We start from the raw sequence: 18,246 nt of genomic DNA, 5'->3' as shown, positions 1-18,246 counted from the left end.
CCGCGTCTTCAACTCATACGACGACATCGTCGACCACTGCTGTGACGCCTGGAACAAGCTCATCGATCAGCCCTGGAAAATCATGTCGATCGGACACAGGCAATGGGCACATAGGTCATGATCAACGGGATTTGGTATTAGTCCGAGGCATCGAATGTGTACCGTAGGCCGATGGGTCTTAGCCGATCGAACATGTCCATCGATCGACGAGCCGGTCGTACTGGCGCGTGTTGAGCTGCAGGAACTCTGCCGTGCGAGTTAGCGGATCTCGCAACGTGCGCATGTCTGCGCGGGCTGAATGTCCGTTCCGGGTCAAATGCTGACTCTCAGGGATCCTACGAACCACGTCCGCTTTCGGCAGTAGACTGGACACAAATCAGGGGAAAGCGGAAATTTATAGAGCGAAAGTGGACATGCCGTTTGGTCTGATGGCCACGATGATTAATGAGTACATGTCCTAATTGACGGCACGGTGAGATATTTCTGTTATCTGCTAGATGGTTCGTTCGAAAGTAGTGGACTTGTATCATCGTGTTTCCGAAAACGGCCCGAATCCAAAAAATCTGTTTGGGCGACCTCGTTGCATTTATCAAGTTTGTGGATTTGTCCATCATGGCAATTGGAGACGATTTGTCTCCGGTTGCACTCCCTCCGCCAACAATCTGACCGTCTTCTGAGTCTCCCAGGTGGTCCCGACAGTTTCGCCGACGATGCCCCCATTTCCGCGGGTCTGCGGCTACGGGGTTGGCACCAAGTGGTCCACAGAGACGGCCATATCCCAGATGATCCACGCCCAACCACCCGATGTCTCTGATAGCCCTTTTGGCAGTACCACTTCGGTCGATGATGATTGGCCGCTGGCCCAGGCCACCGTCAGCATGCGCGGATTCCAACACGCAACAAGACGGCCACTCGCAAATGCGAGGGACCAGCGTATCGGACCGGATCCTGCAGGCGCCGGGTCAGGCGAACCCGAGGACTTTCCGTTGTTCGCGCCAGTCGATCGGTAGCCGCGAGGCACGCATAAGCCTCGCAGCTGTGAGGTCGGGAGGTTGCAATCCGTCCAGAATGGCTCCGGTGATGTCGGGGCAAAGGAAAGCGAGCCGGAGCAGACGCGTGGGCATTGTCAAACTAACGTTCCCACCGGTGCTTCCGTGAACCCGGCTAAATTTGTCACGCGGCCAGCAGATACCACTCAGCCAAGGCGGCAGCTCGGTTCTCCTTGAAGATGTCGCGGCGGTCGAGGTGGCGGTTCAGATTGAAATGATTGTGAATCGAGGCGTGGATGGCGGCGAACTTTTGGAGGGTCTCCATGTTCCTGAATTTCGCCATCGCACTCTCTCGTCGTCGGAACGGTTGATGTGATTTCTCAGCCCGATTATTGAGCCAGCGTTCGCACTCCTGACGATCCGAAACACCAACCACCTTCATCGCCGCGCGGTACGACCTAAGGCGATCTGTCACGATGGACCGCGGTCGACCATAGCGTTTCATGACGCGCTTCAGGAATTTGAGCGCAGCCCTGCGGTCGCGGCGTTTCGTGGCGAATACCTCAAGCACTTCGCCTTCGTGATCCACGGCGCGCCACAGGTAGTGGGTCTCACCGTTGATCCGCACATACACCTCGTCTAGGTGCCACCGCCAATGCGAATACGATAAATTGCGAACGCGCCGCTTGCGGATCTCGGCAGCGAAAATCGGACCGAACCGCTTCCACCAGAAACGCACCGTCTCGTGACAGATATCGATGCCACGTTCGAAAAGCAGATCCTCGACCTGGCGCAGCGATAGCGGATACCGAATGTACATCATCACCGTGAGGCGGATCACCTCGGGCGAACTATTGAAGTAACGGAATGGACTGTGCATCCAGCGAGGCTACGAATCGGTCCACCGCACCTCAAGCCAAATTACTCTGACAAAGCCGTGTCAACGTCTGAGTTGGAATTGGGGCCTGCCTCCTAGACACGGGCCATTAGATCGAACCTGACACAAAAGGCCAACGGGGAAGACCAATTCCCTGTTTGGTCTTAGAATTCCCCTGTTCCATTGCGTCGGGAATTCAGTCAAATCCACCAATGTCGAAGGTACTACTGGTGCCACGAGCTGGAGTAATTATCATGAGAATCGCGCGGAAACGGCTGACGGACTATCCCTGGTATCTGCGCCCGTTCTTCAGGAATCAGCGCCGCAAGTACGGAGCCGTGCTCGATTCTGCCCTCGTCTGGGGGCGAGCACCCAAGTTGTTTCTAGGCGTTGCCTTTCTCTACGGCATGATCGACCGAAAATCATCGCCAATAGACCCGGCATTGCGCTCGCTTGTTACGGTGCGTGTTTCGCAGGTCAACTGGTGCCGGTTCTGCGTCGACCTCAATACGGCAAGATTGCTTAAGTGTGGGGCCAGTTCGGAGAAGGTCGAGGCCCTCGAAAATTGGCGCGAAAGCGAAATCTTCAGCGCGCAAGAGCGCGCTGTCCTGGATTATGCGGAGGCCATGACCGGCTCACATCGACAGATCGAGGAGGACATCGTGGAGCGGCTCAAAGGCCATTTCGACGACGATGCAATCGTCGAACTCACGGGCCTCATCGCCTTCCAGACAATGTCGAATAGATTCAACAGCGCCCTCGGCGTACCAGCACAAGGATTCTGCCGCGTGCCTGATCGTTGACGAATGCCTCGGACGGTTTGCTCCCTAGAATCCGACATTGACGAGATCCGGTGGCAACATAAAGATTTCCGAACTCCGAATGGGCGCTTGCGTCATTCGTCCTCGACGCTTTTCGGAGCCGGCCCAATGTTTGCTTCTGCTTGAGGCTAATGATGAAGCCGAAACAGTGCCGGGTATCCTTTCCTTGACCTCAGCGGATTTTCTGAAGAGCCGTTTGTTCGGGTGCAATAGTCTGCGGTGCAGGATCGATTCAAGCACCTCTCAATCATTGCGCACGAACCTTCGTGCCAGGTCGACCGCACCGGGGGCGTCATCGGCATATCCGTCGGCGCTGATCGACCGGGCGAATTCCCCTGTCACCGGGGCGCCGCCAATCATAATGCGGCCGTCGTATCGGGCGTCACGCAGCGCTGCAACGGTCTTCTTCATGTTGGGGATAGTTGTGGTCAATAGCGCCGACATGCCAACGATATTGGCGCCGTGTTCGAACACCGCCGCGACAAAGGCCTCCGGCTTCACGTCGACACCGAGGTCGACCACCTTGAAGCCGCCACCTTCAAGCATCATTCGGACCAAGTTCTTGCCGATGTCGTGCAGATCCTGCTCGACCGTTCCCATCACCACGGTGCCGATTGATTGCGCGCCCGATTCGGCCAGGTGCGGGCGCAGGACCTCGAGCCCGGACTTCATCGCCTTCGCGGCCATCAGCATTTCAGGCACGAAGAGCTGGCCTTCGCCGAAGAGGTCGCCGACCTCGTCCATCGCCGCGATCAGAGCGTCATTCAGGACGACCTGGATATCGGTGCCGGCAGCGATTTCGGCAGCCACCAATCGCGCCGTCATCTCGTCCTCATAGGCCAGCACCGCGCCATAGATGGCATCGAGGCGATCGTCGAGATTTTCCGATATCAATGCTGCCCTCCTATCTCCAAGTATCCGCTTATCGCTACCCCAGGACGCGTTGATCGGCAGCCGTCACGATCCTGGTTATCTCGGCGAGCGCCGCGTCGTCCAGCAGGTCCTGGGGCGGGTCACGCGACAGCAACTGGCGGCAGATGTCGCGAGCATTGGTCAGCATGTCTCGCTGGCTCGATTCTTCGTAGGCGTCCCGCCCAAGACGGGCGAAGGCCTCGGGCGCGAAATGCTCCCGGCAGTGCGTCAGCGTGTGCGCCTCGGCTAGGAAATGCGCCCCGACGTCAACCTTCAGTAAGTCGTCCCATGCGACCGTTTCGTCAGTTATATCGGGTGTGTGGAGGAATTGACGGAGCATGCCGGCGAGTTCGTTGTCGATGACGAGTTGGACCGGGCTCAATGCCGTTGCACATTCAAGTTGGCCGGCACCGCCGAGAATGTCGGCACCGGCGAGCGAGACCATCGATCCGAGTAACGTCCGTTCGGCCTGAGACTGGGCGTCAGCATTCGGGGTGTCGGAGCCGAAGCCGTAACTGTGGGTCATCAGCCCAAAGCCGCGCTTCAGCAGTTGCACCGCGATCGTCGCCGCTTGGACGGCCTCGATACTGGATTGCAGGCCGCGTCCGGTCCGCATGTCGAGGGCGAACATCAGCGGCGTCGCGATGACTGGCGTTCCGGGGCCGAGGACGTGGGCCATTGTCACCATGGCGACGATCTCCGTTGCGGCCATCAGGACTGTTCCCGGAACTGTCACCGGTGCCGTCCCGCCGGCCGTCGGCAGGCTGCAGGCGTGGATCGGCAGGCCGAAGCGAGCCGATTGGATGATCGCTTCGACGTCCATGCGCTTGATCTCGAGCGGCGTGAATGATGTCACGATGCAGCTCGCGACTGGTCGTTCACGCAGCGCCGCTTCACCGCCTGCCGCAGCCGCGGCGATTCGCATCAGATACTCAATGTTGTCGGCACTGTAGGGCTGGATCAAGTTGTGCTTGACCGAATGGGACGTGATGGCAGCAAAACCGTGGATATCGGCGGTCGATGTGGGGACGTCGTTGACGAACGGATGGGCGATGAAGCCGACCTCTGGCAGGCCATCGCCGAGCCGCGCGATCTCCCGTGCGTCGTCCAACACGAGCTTTCGATAGGTGCCGGTCTCCGGATCCATAAAACCGTGCGCACCGGTCCCGGTGCGGAGATGAAACGTGCCGTCGGTGCGCGGCAAGACGAGCGTGTCATCGTCGCTCTTGGAGAACAAGGTTGCCTGCCGGGGCGTCTCGCGTAATGCCTCCTCAACCAATTCTGACGGCAGGCGGACGCGGATGTCGTCCGCATCGACCCGTGCGCCGGCTGCAGCAAGTTTCTGGACCGCGGACTCGTGGTTGATCGCGATACCATGCTCGGCCAATAGCGCGACGGTTTTGTCGCGGAGGATGTTAATCTTGTGATCGGAGAGATAGAAGAACCCGGGCCTTACCGCGATGGCGTCACGAGAATTGACCGCGATGCCGCCGCTCCCTGCCTGCACAGAGGCAGTCGCGGTCCGCGCGCGGGGCCGCCCAACATTGGCTGCCATTCGTTCGCGTCGGCTTCGCCGCGGTGTTTTCGTAAGCGCTTCGTCGATCGGTTTACTCACTGCCACTCTCTCATTCGTGAACGACGTTTCGAGGACAAGAGACCGCCACCGCGGAGAGCGGTGTCAACGGCAGCACACTGACCGTTTCGGCCGACCGAGACCAAGCTCGAAGCCCCAAGCCGAGAATCCCCAAATGATACTCAAGCAATACGAAACGAGGGCGGCATTCGGTCCATTTGTCATTGATCTCGCTCAATTGGAGCATTGGCGGCCCATCGAGATTCTTCGACTCACTCGTTTCCCCCAGAGGTTGAGTTGTACTTGGAACGACCGCTTTGAATGCAGTAATAGGCTTCCGGCATTTCAATGCGCCAAGTTGTGGTTGCTTCTGAGGTGCCCGGAGGGTGTGCGAAAATGATTTGTGGCTTCTCCGCCAGGTTCGATGCCATGATCAGAAATCTGCAAACCTTCTGGACACTATTTGGCGGCCGAAGCGGACTCGGATCGGGCGCTGGTCGCTCGTAACGGTGGAGCGGCGGGCAATAGAATCCCCGGGGCTCGTTCGTTGATCAGTGGCGCACAGCCATCGGCAGAACGGCGTGTTCACATAAGATAGACGTCCGCTGAACTCGTTGAGCCGGCGGCGAACGGCTCCGCCTACGCGGCGCCAGCCCCGACGCTGTTTCGGCCTGGAAAGACCAACGCGCTCATCAGCCCGATAGCCGGCAGCAGGATCAGCCACAATCCAACCATGAGTCCGATTCCCGATATGGCGAAGGCGAGCAGGAGCGGCTCGATCCCCGCCATCATCTCCTGAAAAGAGTCGCCGGCGTAGGTGCCCTTGACTAGCCCGGCGGCCAGAAGCGCGCAGAAGAAGATCAGCAGCGAACCGTTGGCCAGCCAAAAACCGGCACCCAACGCGCCGGCGTACCGCCTCTCCACCCCGCTGCTGGCGCGCTGCTCGATAACGAAGAAGACTGAGGCGAGCAGGATCATCGTGTTGATGCCGATCGTGGTGCCCATGGCATGGGCGACGATGACATGGGTTCCATGCGTGAACAGGTTCAGGACCGGTACCGAAATGAGCAGCGCCAGCACCAGGTTGATGAAAACCCAGATGTCGGCGGCGAACAGGAAGCGATAGGCGGAGCGATGTCCGTATTTCTGAAAGGTGGAGAGGGAACCGCGCCAGTCCCAGATGATCTTGCCGAGGATAAACAGCTCCGACATACTGACGATATAGGCGAAATCCCGGACCCAGGCGGCGAACGGCACGGGATAGGTGTGGTGGGCCCAGCCGAACATCAGGTTGAAGAGGCCGAGGAAATACAGCGCGAAGGCCATCTTGGACCGCGCCAAATCCTCGCTGGCGCTGATCTTCTCCATCACGAAGATGGCGGTCCCATAGACCAGCATGTTCCAGGATCCGACCAGGGCGCCATAAGACTTCCATTGGACCGCGATCTCTCTGGCCATGTTCTCCCGGAAGAACGGGAATACCCAGAGATAGCTTTCCGACAAGGTGAGGAAGAAAAACACGATGCCGGTCCCCCACATCCAGCAATAGACAGGCCACGCGGTCGTCCGTTTGGCGACGGTCTTGAAGTAATTCACCCCGAACAGGGCCCAAGACAGGAGGATCGGCAGCGCAAGCACCGGCGGGAACTCCCAATATTCGCGTCCGCCAAACTTGTCCAGACCGTAGGCCCCGAGGATGGCCGCCCCGGTGACCACGAAGATCCAGAAATGCCAGCGCGCGGCACGGGTCGAGAACAGCGCTAAGTTGCAAGAATTCGGCAGGTAATAGTAAATGCCGCCGATCGCGGTCAGGAAGATCCAGGACACCGCCAGCGACACGTGAAGTGGCCGGACCATGGCGAATGGCACGCCCTCCAGGAACTCCGGATAGATAAATTTGAACGCGCCGACGACGCCAAGAAACACACTGGCCGCCAACGCCAGGAGGCCGAGAAGCATGAAGCGGAGGCCGCTGCTATCGGGTGTCTCGACTGGTGTCATAGGCCACCGTTCCATCCCAGTTGAGCTCCGGTCGCCGGGGCGGATAGGTCCCGGCCGAATCGACGAATTCGAGGAAGCGAACTAGAGCATCGACATCTGCTTCGTCGAAGCCATAGTCGGGCATCTTCCCGGTTCCGCTCTCGATAAACGCCCGTGCATAGTCGGCGCCCTTGTCCGGCGTCGATATCACATTCGTTAGGTCGGGGCCCATATGCCCGCCGAGCCCGTAGAATTGATGGCAAGCCACGCAGTTCTTGTCCTGATACAGAGCGAAGCCGGCCGCGACCTGTGGATCAAGAGCGTGGGACCGTGGAAGGTCCGTTCCCGCCGTCCAGACATAGATGGAGTAGACTGCAAAGGCCGCACAAAAAGACACGAGTATGGCGCGCTTCAAGAGCACCGGCCTGGCCTCGGCCGTCGGCTGACGCGCCGATGACGCCGCCTCGGTCATTGGTTCGGAGGCGTTCAACGCGATCACGGTTCGCCTTTGATCACGCCACATGCCTATTTGCTTCCCTCTCGATCGCCCCAGTGATCGACATTCGACATAGCCACCCCACTTGGCAATAAGCGGCGAAACCATCGAGAGTAAACTATCACTATTCCTTCGGTAATGGTTTCTAAGTAAATTCGCTGCACGGCAAGAATTTAGAATTAATTTCTAAAAAATGAGAAATTGGGGAATTATATTTCTCACGTTAATTCGCGGTGGCCGCGACGATCCGACGCAACGGTCACGATTGATCCTTCGCTCTCCCGGCCATATAGTTTTATATACCAACTATCTGACCGGTCGCCCCGGCCAAAATGCCCTCCGAAGCCGAAGCCGAAGCCGAAGCCGGTGACGGGCTGCGCGGCGAGACGGCCAAGTTGGTTCGGATTGGGGCATCTTGCGGACTGCTCCGGCTGATCGGGAGTCGTGTCATGATTCTATTCGACTTCGAATACGAACGACCGAACACACTCGAAGAGGCCGTCGCACTTCTCGATCGAGCCGGCGATGACGCCCGGCTACTTGCCGGTGGGACGGATCTCCTCCCCAACATGCGGGTCGAGATCACGACACCCGGACTGCTGGTCAGCCTCGGCGGAATCGAGCCGAAACCTCCCGAACCCCTGGCCGACGGTTCGATCAGGCTCGATGCCCTGTCACATTTGGCCGACCTGGAACGGTCCAGCCTGGTCCAGGATGCCCATCCCATGCTGGCCGAGAGCATTCGCGCTGTCGGCAGTAACCAAACCCGGGAGATGGGAACCTTGGGCGGCAACTTGTGCCAAGAGGCGCGTTGCCTCTATCTGAACCAGAAGCACGACTACCAATTCGCCGCACCTTGTTACAAGCGCGGCGGCGATTGTTGCTATCCTTTTCCGAACAATGCGTCCGACATCTGCTGGGCGGTATATGCGTCCGATATCGCACCGGCGCTGATCGCCCTCCGCGCCGAGATCGAAATCCTGTCGAGCACTGGCGTCCACCGCATCGACGCGAGTGCACTCTTTACTGGCGACGGCATGAGGCCGTTGTCGCTCGGCCCGGCGGAGATCGTCCGCGCGGTCGTCGTCCCCCCGGCGCCGCCGCGGTCGGGCTGGGGCTACCACAAATCGACGGTCCGAGGCGGGCTCGAATACGCGATGGCCATCATGGCGGTGGTGCTGGAAGCGGACAAGGATCGGAAAACTTGCACCGATGCGCGGATTATTCTCGGCGCCGTTCGGCAAGGGCCGGTTCGTTCGCAAGTGGCCGAAGAGGCGCTAGCCGGCGGACCGCTCGACGCCGCGACTATTGCCAAAGCGGCCAAGGATGCGAGCCGGGCGGTGCGGCCATTTCCCCATCATGGCTACAGCGTCATGCACATGATCGAGACTATCCGGGTCTATCTACAACGCACACTTGGCGCGGCAGCGGAGCGTGCCAGTGGTGGCAGCGGCCCATAACAGGAGGCGGAACGGTGTTGGAAGTCCTGAAAAATGCACGTCGCACGACGAAGTCGCGGCCCCGCCATATCACCGTGGAGGTAAACGGCGAGTCGCATGAGTTCATGGTGCGGCCACGTACTCCGCTGGTCGAGGTGATCCGCGAAAGAATCGGACTGACCGGGACCAAACACGGCTGCGAATCGGGGGCCTGCGGCGCCTGTACCATTGTTCTCGACGGCCGGCCGGTGCTGTCCTGCATCACCTTGGCCGTCGATTGCGACGGCAAGCAGGTCCGCACTGTCGAGGACCTGGCCGACAGCGACAAGCTCAGCAAGGTCCAGGAGGCATTCCTCGACCAGGGCGCAGTGCAGTGCGGCTATTGCACCCCCGGTATGCTGATGTCGGTGACTGCGCTGCTGGAGCGAAACCCGACGCCAACACACGCCGAAATCAGGAAAGCGCTGGAGGGCAATCTGTGCCGGTGCACCGGCTACAATTCGATTTTCGACGCCGTTCGCCAGGCCGCGGGTGAGGACGTCAAGCCGGTCTTCCAATAGCTCTCGGCAGCGCGAAGGACAGGTTCTATGAGCGAACTGAAACACATCGGCAAGAGCTTGAGGCGCAAGGACGGACCGGACAAGGTCACCGGCAGGGCGGTCTACAGCGAAGACGTCAAACTCCCAGGCACGCTGACCGGCCGAATCCTGCGCAGCCCTCATCCCCATGCCCGGATCGCCCGCATCGACTCCAGCCGTGCCCTCGCACTCGAAGGTGTCAAGGCGGTGATCACCGTCGACGACACCAAGGGCATCAAGCACGGCTTCGTCGAGACGCCGCGCTATCCTGCCGACCAGGAGGTGCTGGCTCGCGATAAGGTTGTCCATGTTGGCGAAGAAGTCGCCGCCGTCGCTGCGGTCGACGCCATTACGGCACAACAGGCGCTGCGGCTGATCGACGTCGTCTATGAGCCACTGCCTGCGGTCTTCGACCCCTACGAGGCGATGCAGCCGGATGCGCCGGAAATCCATCCCAGCCATCCCAAGGTCAAGGAAACGGAACCCTATGCGAATATCGGCGGAAAGACGGAGACCGGCTGGGGCGACGTCGAAAAAGGCTTCGCCGAATCGGACTATGTCCGCGAGGATCGTTTCGAGAGCCACCTCAGGACGCACGGCTATCTAGAGCCCCACGTCACGCTGGCGCACTGGGAAAGCGATAAGCTGAACGTATGGACCTCCTCGATGGGACCGTTCGTCAAGCGCGCCAAGCTGGCCAAAGTACTCGACCTGCCCTACGCCGCGGTACGCATCCACAAGGCCTATGTCGGCGGCACCTTCGGCGGAAAGATCGACCTCTACTCCCACGAATACTGTGCGGCACGGCTGTCGATGATCACCGGCCGGCCGGTCCGCATCGTCGCCAGCCGAGAGGAGATTTTCTCGGCCTACCGCCATGGCCAGCCGCTGATCGTCGAGGTTAAGACCGGCGTCAAGAAGGATGGCGAGATCTTGGCGCAGCAATTGCGGGTGATCAACAACGCGGGCGCATACCGCGGTAGCGGCGTGGTCGTTGTATTTCTCGCCTGGGGCTTCACGATGGCCCCCTATCGTGTGCCCAACCTGAAATACGAGGGTTATTCGGTCTACACCAACTACGCGGTCCGTGCGCCGCAGCGCGGCCACGGCTGCCCGCAGGTCCGATTCGCGATCGAATCACAGCTCGATATCATCGCCGAGGAGCTCCGCCTCGATCCCGTCGCAATCCGCTTACGCAACGCTCGCGAGCCATGGGAGGAGCTGCCCAACCGTGACAACACCCACAACGGCGCTCTAATCGATTGCATCAAGATAGCGGCGGAGAAATCCGACCTGTTGAAAAAATACGGCCGTGACCGCCGCGCGCCATCAGCGAATGGAACCATCCGTCGCGGCATCGGTATCGGGATCAGTTCCTATATGGGCGGCACGCTGATCTATCCCAACGGCTCAGGTGTCATCGTGAAGATGAACGATGACGGCTCGGCGACCGTGCTCACCGGCGCCCTCGACATCGGCCAGGGCTCGGAGACGGTGATTGCACAGATCGTCGCCGAGGAACTCGGCCTCGGGATGGACGATATCCGGATCATTTCCTCCGATACCGACACTACGCCGCAGGACATCGGGGCCTGGATCAGCGGCATGACCTATGTCACCGGGAACGCCGCCCGCCAAGCCGCCTCCAATGCTCGCGAGAAGCTGCTGCAGGTGGCGGCGGAGATAATCGGCGTGCCAATTGACGACCTCGCCGTCGAGGATAAGGTCATTTTCAATCGCTGCGACCCCGAGCGCCGCTTGACCTATCGAGAGATTATCGCGGCCAGCGTTGCTACGCGACGCGGCGATACTGTGATCGGCGAGGGCTTCTGGCGTACGATGCGCGACGAGCCGTTCCACCCTAGCCTGGCAACGACCAAGGGCCGGTGGACCGAGAATTACGCCTTCAGTGCCCAGGTTGCCGAGGTCGCGGTCGACATCGAGACTGGCGAGGCTAAGCTGGTAAAGGCGCTCACCGTTCACGACTGTGGTTTCCCGATCAATCCGGGTTTGGTCAAGGGACAGATCGACGGCCAAGTCTCGATGGCGCTCGGCCACGCCTTCATGGAGGAGTTGATCACCAAGAATGGTTACACGCTGAATACTAGCTGGCTCGACTACCGGATGCCGACCATCCACGACATGGCTGCCTCGGAGGACGCCGACGTCATCACCGAGGAGTACTGCGTTGGCAAGTCATACCGGACTAAGGAAGTCGGCGAAGGCTTGGTATCTGGCATCCTGGCGGCGACCGCAAATGCGATCTACGACGCCACCGGCGTGCGCCTCTATTCGACGCCGTTTTCGCCCGAGAGGATTGTCCAGGGCCTCAAGCAACTGGAGCGCCGTAAGCAACGATTGTGTGCCTAAGGGGGAAATGGCGACAACGGAATTGATGCCGATGATGCAAGACGTTGACTACTGGAACGCGGAATTCGAGTGCATGCCGCGGTCGCAACTCGAACGGTACCAGTTGGACAGAGTCCGCGAACAGTTGGCATTCGTCTACGAGCGAAGCCCGTTCTACAGGTGTAAGTTCGACGACGCGGGCCTTAGGCCAGACGACATTCGGACTGTCGACGATGTGCGGCGGATTCCTTTCACTGAAAAGGAGGAGCTCAGGCGGAGCCAGAGTGATCACCCGCCTTGGGGCGATTTCGCCTGCATTGGACCCGAAGAGGCGATCCGCGTCTTCCAGACCTCAGGGACGACGGGGAAGCCGGTCCGGATCCTGCTCAACAACAAGGATTGGTTTGAAAACTACTATGACCAGTTCATGCACTTCCGCTGCGGTTATGGGTTGACCAAATCGGACGTCCTGTTCGTCCCTTTCAACTATGGCCTATTCGCAGCCTGGTGGGGCTTTCAGGCGGCGATGGAAAAGGCCGGATTGATGATCATCCCCGGCGGCGGGCAAAGCTCCGAACACCGTCTTCGCGCCTTGGTCGACTGGGGCGCAAGTGTGGTCTGCGGAACGCCAACCTACCTCCTTTACCTGGCGGAGACGGCATCGAAGCTCGGGCTCGACCTGGCCGGTTCGCCGATCCGGAAGGTGGTCGCCGCCGGCGAGCCGGGTGCCGCCGTGCTGACGACCAAGAAGGCGATGGAAGAGCAATGGGGAGCCGAATGTTTCGACGACATCGGTTCGACGGAAATCGGCAATTTCGGCTATGAGTGCGCGGAGCATCAAGGGACCCATATGATCGAAGGGGCGTATCTGGCCGAGGTGCTCGACCCTGAGACTCTCGAGCCTCTGCCGGACGGTACGACCGGCGAGTTGGTCCTGACCAACCTGACCTGCGAAAGCGTCCCCCTGATTCGATATCGGATGAAGGACCTGGTCAGATTCAACCGCGATCGCTGCGGGTGCGGCAGAACTTATCTGCGGCTCGACGGCGGCGTACTCGGCCGCGTTGATGACATGTTCCATTATGCCGGCGTCAACATCTATCCGGGGCAGATCCAGGACCTGCTCCATGGCGTCGGCGACCTGTCGCTGGAATACCAGATCATGGTACCGAAAATGGGCTGCGGGAAGCATCTGACGATACGCGTCGAGCCGGCGCACGCCTATGTAGCCGGCAGCCAGCTTGAGCAGGCGCGCGACAGCTTCATCGATTCGGTCAAATTCCGCGTCGGCGTCACCCCCGAGGTGGAAATCGTTGAAGTCGGTGACCTTCCCCGTGTCGAGGGCAAGGCGAAACGCGTCATCCGCGAGACCTGACGGGTGTGTGTCGTGTCAACACCTGCAATGGTTCATCGCCGATCCGGGGTTGCAGGCGTCGTCCTCGCTGCCGGCCTCTCGCGACGGTTCGGCGGCAACAAACTGCTCGCCCTTTTGCACGGCACGCCGTTGGTCCGGCACGCGCTGAAGGCAGCGCTGGCCTCGCGTCTCGACCGGATTGTGGTTGTGCTTGGCCATCAGAGCGACCGGGTTCGTGCTGCGTTGACGGGCCTCCTCGATGGCGACCGCTGTGCCGTAGCCACCAATCATGCGTACCGGAATGGCCAGAGCCAATCGGTGATCGCGGGGCTTGAAGCGGTCGGCTTCGATTGTCCGGCAGTCATGTTCCTGATGGGCGATCAGCCGCTACTCGACGCCGGGATCATCGACGAGTTGATCGCTGCCCACAAACAGAAGAGGACCGATATCTGCTTTCCGTCCTGCAACGGTAGGCGGCGCAACCCGGTCATCTTCTCCGCGAGGTTCTATCCACACATCTTGGCGTTGAAAGGCGATACCGGCGCCCGCGCCGTGATCGACGCGAACCGCGACGCCGCAACGGCGGTCGAGTTCGCCAACGATGCCCAATTTCAGGATGTCGACCGCGATCACGACCTGGACATCCTACGCGGCACCGGGGGTTGAATGCGGAACCCGACCCGATTTCCCGGGCAGAGCGCTATCGCAGCCGGCCTGTCGCCCATGGTCCTTATCAAGGGCGCCGGCGAGATGGCGAGCGCGATCGCCTGGCGGCTGTACATGGCCAACATACGACAAGTCTGCCTGATCGACCTGCCCGACCCGCTCTGCGTCCGCCGCACGGTTGCGTTCTGCCCAGCGCTCCAATCCGGTGCCTCCGTCGTCGAGGGGGTTGGGGCACTTGCCACCCGCAACCGTGCCGACATACTCGCCGCTTGGCGACAGCAGAAGCTTGCCGTCATGCTGGCCACAGACTGGGCCCGCGTTGCGGACTTCGCACCGGACATTATGGTCGATGCTGTTTTGGCCAAGCGAAACCTCGGCACGGACCGAGATGCGGCCCGGGTCGTCATCGCGCTCGGGCCGGGGTTCGAGGCCGGCAAGGATTGTCATGTCGTCATCGAGACCAACCGCGGACATGATTTGGGACGCATCATCACAGTCGGCTCCGCCGCGCCGAACACGGGCGTGCCGGGGAGCATCGCGGGTTATTCAGCCGAGCGGGTACTGCGCACGCCAACAGGGGGCCTGTTCGAAACCGATAGGGCAATCGCCGAACAGGTCCACAAGGGCGATATCGTCGGCCGGGTTGCCGGCCATCCGGTCGAGGCCAGGATCGACGGTGTCCTGCGCGGCTTGATTCGGCCGGGAACAAACGTTCCCGCGGGCCTCAAGGTAGGCGATATCGACCCCAGGGGTAGGCCGGACTATTGCACGACCATTTCCGACAAGGCGCGGGCGATCTCGGGATCGGTGCTTGAGTGCGTGATGAGGCGCTGCAACGATCCGACCGCATGGACGGAATGCTGATACGAGCGCTCGGCCTGGAGCAAGCCCGTCTGGTCTCCCTCTGTGGCGCCGGCGGCAAGACGACACTGATGTTTGCGCTGGCGAGGGAGTTCGCTGCCGCCGGCGAACGGGTGCTGGTTACGACCACGACAAAGATTGCGAAAGCCGAAGCGGACGGCCCATGGCCCGTCGTCACCTTCGATGGCACACTTGTAGTCCCGCCAGCCGCTGCCCTCGTCGCCATTGCCGTTTCGGATGTGATCGATGACGGGAACAAGCTCGCCGGCATTGCGCCCGATGCCATTGATCGGCTGAAGGAAGAAGCGGGCTTCGATCGCATTCTGGTCGAGGCCGATGGTGCCGCGCAAAGACCCCTAAAAGCCCCGGCAGATCATGAGCCGGTCATTCCGCCGGCGACGGACAGGCTAATCATCGTCGCCGGTCTGAACGGGCTTGGTCAACCGTTGAACGAGGAAAACCTGTTCCGATCCGACCTGTGGGCAATGCGTACGGGCCTCGTCCCCGGCGCGCCGGTGTCGGCGGAGTCCCTTGGGCACATGATCGTCCACGATGACGGCTTGGCAAGAGGTTGCCCCGATCGCGCGGATAGGACCCTGTTCCTCAACCGGGCCGACGACCCGTGGCGCCTTGCCGGGGCGAAGCGGGTCACAAAGACCCTCGCGGCGGCCACTGGTCGCGTTCCAGACCGGGTGGTCACCGGCACGTTGCTGCCGTCACCGGTGGTCGTCGACGACGTCGTCTTCTTCTGAGGTTAGACGACCGTAACACGACCGGGCGAGTCGGCGATCTCGATGTTGCCGATCACGGCGCTTACCGGAACACCGCGCTCGCCAAGGTCGTTGAGAAGAGCATCGAGCGTCGCCTCGGTGACGGCCATCAACAGCCCGCCCGACGTCTGAGCGTCAGCTAGAAGCAACTGTTGGGGCTCATCCAGTCCATCGGCGAAATGCGTATTGGGCGCCGCATGGTCGAGGTTGCGCCGGGTCCCGCCGGGGCACAAGCCGTCCTCGAGCAGCGCCTCGACGCCGTCGAACAGAGGAATGCAGGAATAGCCGATGCGCGCTCCTAGCATTTGGCCCATTGCCGCGCTCGAAGCGCGCAGCAGGTTGCCGAGATGACCGAGCAGGCCGAATCCGGTGATGTCGGTCGCCGCACGAACGTCTGCTGCCGACATCGCCTCGGCCGCCGCGCGATTGAGAGTTGCCATCGACTCGACGGCTTCGGCCAGGCCGTCGCGCGACAGGCGACCGCGCTTGGCCGCCGTTGTCAGGATGCCGGTGCCGATCTTCTTGGTCAGGACGAGAATGTCGCCGGGTCGCGCACCCGCATTCGTCACCAGTGCGTCGGGACGAACAGTGCCCGTAACAAACAGCCCGAATTTAGGTTCCTCGTCGACGATCGAATGGCCGCCTGAGATGGTAATGCCGGCCTTGGCGCAGACGGCAGCGGCACCTTCGAACACACGTGCGAGTGGCGCGAGCCCGAGGCGGTCAACCGGCCAGGCGACGAAACTGAGCGCGTTCAACGGCGCCGCGCCCATGGCGTAGATATCACTCAACGCATTGGTCGCCGCGATCCGACCGTAGTCGTAGGGGTCGTCGACGATTGGCGGAAAGACGTCGACCGTCTCGACCAGCGCGATTTCGTCGCCGAGCCTGACCACCGCCGCGTCGTCCGACGTGATGTGGCTTACCAGGATTTGCGGATCGTTCGCAACAGGCAACCGGGACAGCGCCGCCTTGAGATCGGCCTGCCCGATCTTCGCTGCACAGCCGGCGGCACGGGCGAGTTGGGTCAAGGGCAGTTCGTCTGGCGCCATGATGCCTCTCTTGTCAGCCACCGGGCGGCCCCGACCTCGGCTGGAGCCCAACGTCTCTGTTCCAAATTTAAAATAGTTGGTATATAAAACTATATGAGTGACAAGAGAATAAGTCAAAGGATTCCGGGCGTGTAAGAGCAAACGCCCGGAATGACGAAAAACGTTTGGGACAGCAACCAGTTGGCCTTGCACGATACAGGGCAGTGGTTGGCGAACCGTGTGGCGATTTGGGATTGGCTACCACCCCGGACATCCCCCGACGTCGCGTACCCGGCTCGCCGAATGCAGCCGTCCCTCGTCATCACAAGACGTGCTTGATTTTGTGCCGAACTGCCGCCAATGATTCTTTGACGGCGATGTGTGAGAAGATTGGTGCTCGGTCGGCATGTCCCCGTTTGCGCCCCGATGTAAACGCCAAAGTCGATATGGAGGGATGTGCCGATGCCGCCGCGCAAGAACGTTGAAGCGAGGCCTCCTCGGACTGGACCGCCCGTCGTCGATTTTGGCAAGTTGCCGGGCTATGTCGGTTACCAGGTGCGACAGGCGCAGACCGCCATTTTTAGGGATTTCGAACGTATCACAAGCGAAACCGGCGCGACGCCCGGGGAATTCAGTTTGCTCACCGTTGTCAACGCTAATCCCGGTATCAATCAGATCAGCCTGGTTCGCGCTTACCGGCTAGACAAGTCCACCTTGTCGCATTCGATCAAGCGGCTGGCAAGGCGCGGCCTCATCCGCCGAAGGCGCGATCCGGCGGATCGGCGATATTATGGGCTCTGGCTGACTGCATCCGGGCACAAGGTGCTGAAACGGGTGACCAAACACGTCGAGGTACAGGAATGTGGCATGGCGGCTGCCTTGAAGCCGGCCGAGCGCGAACAGCTACTTCGCCTGCTGCAGAAGATATCGCTAGCCTTCGACTGAGGCCGGCCTTGCCAAGTCATTGCCGTAGGTCGGCCAATACACCGGCCATCAATGGGTCCGCCGGAGGGCGCCGTCGAGTTCACGGGGGCCGGCGGATCAGCATCGGAGGAGGCTCTCGATCCGCGGAACTCCAGCTTCAGATGGCAGTCGAAACAGGGTCGAAGTGGACGGCAATTCGATTCACCCTCCAGTGTTTGCATCTGAGCCACCCCATATCTGATATAATCTACTGATTCCTGCATCACAATCAGACAAGTAATGCATCGGTCAGATGCGTCATCTGAGAGATTTGAGCTTATACAGACCCCATGACGGTCAAATAAAGCATGCGCGGATGACGCCCTATTTTCCCCATTTGGGCGCACTCTCTTTGGAGTAATTTGGCTTGTCATGCGGCTGCCTCTAGTGGACCCCGCTGATTTCTTTGGTTGCGAGCCTCCGCCACCGTCTTTGGACCGTTTTCACTAGCAGGCTGCTGAAAAACTATTTCCGGCACGGATTTGAGCAAGAATGATTCCTAAATGACCCGGGGGCGATTCTTTCTTTTCGCTAGTGGCACCGTGTCGATTCTTTTATTGCGAGCCCTGCCCATCTCACCGACTTTT

At 60.4% G+C, this 18,246-nt stretch carries 16 protein-coding genes; 10 read left to right on the top strand and 6 right to left on the bottom strand.

From position 1 onward, the window contains the following. Nucleotides 1-121, top strand: a 121-nt coding sequence (locus tag GY791_02520; protein ID MCP4327297.1) for an IS630 family transposase, incomplete at its 5' end; no start/stop codon positions are given. Between the two features lie 1,052 nt (nucleotides 122-1,173). On the opposite strand, the gene GY791_02515 is transcribed toward GY791_02520, so the two are convergent. Continuing rightward, nucleotides 1,174-1,869 (bottom strand): IS6 family transposase, encoded by a 696-nt coding sequence (locus GY791_02515; protein MCP4327296.1) that lies wholly within the window; start codon nucleotides 1,867-1,869, stop codon nucleotides 1,174-1,176. Nucleotides 1,870-2,120: 251 nt separating this feature from the next. On the opposite strand from GY791_02515, the gene GY791_02510 reads away from it, so the two are divergent. After that, on the top strand, nucleotides 2,121-2,669 hold the full coding sequence (locus GY791_02510) for a carboxymuconolactone decarboxylase family protein (GenBank protein MCP4327295.1): 549 nt from the start codon (nucleotides 2,121-2,123) through the stop codon (nucleotides 2,667-2,669). Between the two features lie 261 nt (nucleotides 2,670-2,930). Here the strand turns inward: GY791_02510 and GY791_02505 are convergent, their stop codons facing one another. The 4 genes from GY791_02505 to GY791_02490 all read right to left on the bottom strand — a co-directional run bounded on the left by GY791_02505 (nucleotide 2,931) and on the right by GY791_02490 (nucleotide 7,675). Further along, nucleotides 2,931-3,512, bottom strand: coding sequence for a cobalamin-binding protein (locus GY791_02505; GenBank protein ID MCP4327294.1), 582 nt, complete (start codon nucleotides 3,510-3,512; stop codon nucleotides 2,931-2,933). A 103-nt stretch (nucleotides 3,513-3,615) separates the two neighbouring features. Next, nucleotides 3,616-5,154: a hypothetical protein gene (locus tag GY791_02500; GenBank protein ID MCP4327293.1), complete on the bottom strand. Its 1,539-nt coding sequence runs from the start codon at nucleotides 5,152-5,154 to the stop codon at nucleotides 3,616-3,618. Between the two features lie 657 nt (nucleotides 5,155-5,811). Continuing rightward, nucleotides 5,812-7,173 (bottom strand): cytochrome c oxidase subunit I, encoded by a 1,362-nt coding sequence (locus GY791_02495; protein ID MCP4327292.1) that lies wholly within the window; start codon nucleotides 7,171-7,173, stop codon nucleotides 5,812-5,814. Beyond that, complete coding sequence (locus tag GY791_02490) at nucleotides 7,148-7,675, bottom strand: cytochrome c (protein ID MCP4327291.1); 528 nt, start codon at nucleotides 7,673-7,675, stop codon at nucleotides 7,148-7,150. Before GY791_02490 ends, GY791_02495 begins: the two co-directional genes overlap by 26 nt. 422 nt (nucleotides 7,676-8,097) lie before the next feature. On the opposite strand from GY791_02490, the gene GY791_02485 reads away from it, so the two are divergent. From GY791_02485 to yqeC, 7 genes are all read left to right on the top strand, one after another. Then, nucleotides 8,098-9,108, top strand: a complete 1,011-nt coding sequence (locus GY791_02485; protein MCP4327290.1) for a hypothetical protein — start codon at nucleotides 8,098-8,100, stop codon at nucleotides 9,106-9,108. Nucleotides 9,109-9,212: 104 nt separating this feature from the next. Next, nucleotides 9,213-9,647, top strand: coding sequence for a (2Fe-2S)-binding protein (locus tag GY791_02480; protein MCP4327289.1), 435 nt, complete (start codon nucleotides 9,213-9,215; stop codon nucleotides 9,645-9,647). A 27-nt stretch (nucleotides 9,648-9,674) separates the two neighbouring features. Further along, nucleotides 9,675-12,035 carry a molybdopterin-dependent oxidoreductase gene (locus GY791_02475; protein MCP4327288.1) on the top strand — a complete coding sequence of 787 codons (2,361 nt, stop codon included), beginning with the start codon at nucleotides 9,675-9,677 and terminating at the stop codon, nucleotides 12,033-12,035. 31 nt (nucleotides 12,036-12,066) lie between these two features. Further along, the gene (locus tag GY791_02470; protein MCP4327287.1) at nucleotides 12,067-13,389 is read left to right on the top strand and encodes a phenylacetate--CoA ligase; all 1,323 of its coding nucleotides are present in this window, start codon (nucleotides 12,067-12,069) and stop codon (nucleotides 13,387-13,389) included. Between the two features lie 12 nt (nucleotides 13,390-13,401). Next, complete coding sequence (locus GY791_02465) at nucleotides 13,402-14,034, top strand: nucleotidyltransferase family protein (protein ID MCP4327286.1); 633 nt, start codon at nucleotides 13,402-13,404, stop codon at nucleotides 14,032-14,034. Nucleotides 14,035-14,091: 57 nt separating this feature from the next. Further along, a complete protein-coding gene (locus GY791_02460; protein ID MCP4327285.1) occupies nucleotides 14,092-14,898 on the top strand; it encodes an EF2563 family selenium-dependent molybdenum hydroxylase system protein in 807 nt (268 codons plus the stop codon). Beyond that, nucleotides 14,883-15,647: a putative selenium-dependent hydroxylase accessory protein YqeC gene (gene yqeC, locus GY791_02455; protein ID MCP4327284.1), complete on the top strand. Its 765-nt coding sequence runs from the start codon at nucleotides 14,883-14,885 to the stop codon at nucleotides 15,645-15,647. Before GY791_02460 ends, yqeC begins: the two co-directional genes overlap by 16 nt. A gap of 2 nt (nucleotides 15,648-15,649) precedes the next feature. Here the strand turns inward: yqeC and selD are convergent, their stop codons facing one another. Continuing rightward, on the bottom strand, nucleotides 15,650-16,717 hold the full coding sequence (gene selD, locus GY791_02450) for a selenide, water dikinase SelD (protein MCP4327283.1): 1,068 nt from the start codon (nucleotides 16,715-16,717) through the stop codon (nucleotides 15,650-15,652). A gap of 441 nt (nucleotides 16,718-17,158) precedes the next feature. Between selD and GY791_02445 the strand changes: the two genes are divergently transcribed. Continuing rightward, entirely contained in the window at nucleotides 17,159-17,641 is a 483-nt protein-coding gene (locus tag GY791_02445) for a winged helix-turn-helix transcriptional regulator (GenBank protein MCP4327282.1), read from the top strand. The last annotated feature ends 605 nt before the right edge of the window (nucleotides 17,642-18,246 follow it).

The sequence above is a fragment of the Alphaproteobacteria bacterium genome (genome assembly GCA_024244705.1).
Lineage (GTDB): Bacteria > Pseudomonadota > Alphaproteobacteria > JAAEOK01 > JAAEOK01 > JAAEOK01.
This window is presented reverse-complemented; position numbering and strand designations above follow the sequence as displayed.